The sequence below is a fragment of the Mycobacterium sp. genome (genome assembly GCF_049585075.1).
Classification (GTDB): domain Bacteria; phylum Actinomycetota; class Actinomycetes; order Mycobacteriales; family Mycobacteriaceae; genus Mycobacterium.
Genome location: NZ_JBAUZA010000412.1, coordinates 1 through 2,228, shown reverse-complemented (window position 1 = coordinate 2,228; position 2,228 = coordinate 1). Strand labels below are relative to the sequence as shown.

Here is a 2,228-nt window from a genome sequence, read left to right as displayed (position 1 = left end):
GTCACAGCCGATGGGGTCGATGAGGCCGGCGTGCGAGGGCTCCAATGCTGGCTTGGATCGGGGGGAGATGTTCCGGGTGGCATATCAGACACCCAGCGATGGTATCGCTGATCGAAAACCGTCGTGTTCACCCCGCCGTGCACCACGCGCGATGCCTTAGCGATTATCGAAAGCCCTTGGCCCGCAACGGCTCAGCTACGTGCACGCAACCGCAGCCGGAACCGCACGACACCGACGAAAACGGTGGCCAACACGGCAAGCATCCCCATGTCGAGCAGCCATGCGCTCGGCACATGCCGCCACAGCCGGTCGGTGGGCAGGCCCGCCTCGATGTGGTTCAGATCGACGGTCGACGCCGCCGCGGCGAAACCCCAGCGCGCCGGAACCAGCCATGAAATCTGGTCCAGCACCAGCCGCCCCGTCACCGGAATCAGCCCGCCCGCCAACACCATTGACACCATGATCGTCACCACGAGCATCGGTAGCACCTGCTCAGTCGAACGGGCCAGCGACGACAGCGCCAGTCCCACCATCGCCGAGGCAACAGCCGTCAACGTCAGTGTCAGCCACAGCTCGACGACGCCGGCCACCACACCATTGCCCAACAACACCCCGCCATGCGACGGCGCGCCTTTGCCGATGGCCATGATGATCACCATCAGCGCCGTGTCGACCAATGCCGCCGCGCTAAAGACAAGGACTTTGGCCATCAGGTAGGCCGACGCCGATAAACCCACGGCTCGCTCACGCTGGAAGATCATCCGTTCGCCAACCAGATCGCGCACCGTCAGCGCGGTCCCCATGAACACCGCGCCGATGTTGAGCAGAATCAGGATGTCGATGGGCTCCTCGGGCTGCGGGCCCGTCGGGCTGGCGTATCCGAGCCCGGTACTGCCGGGCACCGCCAGCGACAGCACCCCGAGCACGAACGGCAGCAGCGCCAGAAACGCGAAGTAGCCCCGATCGGCGGCGATCAGCCGGGCTTGTCGCCGGGCTAGGGTCGCGACCTGACGCCATCGGTTGGTCTGAGGCGGCTTTCCCAGCGGCGCCGCGCCGGCGGTCGGCGACGGCCGTCGCGGAGTAGCGGGGTGGCGCGCCAAATACGCCCGGTGCACACCGTCGGGGTCGGTGCTGACCCTAGCGAAGATGTCGGCCCAGTCGGTGCTGCCCATCGCCGCCCCGATCTGCGACGGCGGATCGGCGAAGGCGGTCTTGCCGCCCGGCGCCAGCAGCAGCAGCTGGTCGCACATGCTCACATAGGTCAGCGAATGCGTGACGACGATGATCACACGCCCGGCGTCGGCGAGCCGGCGCAGCATCGTCATCACCTGCCGGTCCAGCGCCGGGTCGAGCCCCGACGTCGGTTCGTCGAGGATCAGCAGCGACGGGCCCGTCAACAGCTCCATGGCCACCGACGCCCGCTTGCGCTGCCCGCCGGACAGCTTGTCGACGCGAGTCTTCTTGTGCGGAGCCAACTCCAGCTCGTCGAGCACCCGCTCGACCACCTGCCGCCGATCGTCGGCCGAGGTGTCGGGCGGCAGTCGCAGTTCGGCAGCGTAGCTGAGCGCCTGCTCGACGGTGAGCTGGCGATGCACGACGTCGTCCTGGGGCACCATCCCGATGCGCGAGCGCATCGAGGCGTACTCGGCGTGCACGTCGTGCCCGTCGAAGGCGACCAGACCGGCGCTGCGCGGCATCGCGCCGCCAATTAGCTTGACCAGCGTGGACTTTCCGGCGCCGGACGGCCCGATCACCGCGGTCAGCGTCCCGGGTTTGGCGGTGAAGGACACATCCTCCAGCAGTTGGCGCCCGTCGACGGTCAGCGCCAACCCGTGCACGGTGAGCCCTTTGGTACGGGCCGCCGCGGGCTGCGGCACCACGGTCTTGCCGGTCGCCAGCAGGTCGGTATTGCCGATCGTGACGACATCGCCGTCGCGCAGCATCGCCCGCGTGATCAGGGTTCCGTTGACGAAAGTGCCGTTGCTGCTGTTGTTATCGCGGATTTCCAGACCGGCCGGAGTGGACACCAACACCGCGTGCACGCGGGAGGCCAGCGCATCTTCGACGACGACGGAGTTGGTCTTGGCGCGACCGACCGTCGCCAAACCCGACGATCCTCCCGTCCGGGGAACCGGTCGGCTGGGCTGCGTTCTGATTGGACGAGCCGGCGGCGGAGTCACCGGTCGGAGCGCGGTCGTCTTCGGGCTGGCGTCCGGGTGCCCATCCGG

1 protein-coding gene is annotated in these 2,228 nt (G+C 68.0%); it reads right to left on the bottom strand.

Going from position 1 to position 2,228, the window contains the following annotated elements; translation table 11 throughout:
* Positions 1 to 191: 191 nt before the first annotated feature.
* A partial coding sequence (locus tag WB785_RS19615; RefSeq protein WP_424080961.1) for an ATP-binding cassette domain-containing protein occupies positions 192 to 2,228 on the bottom strand: 2,037 nt, incomplete at its 5' end.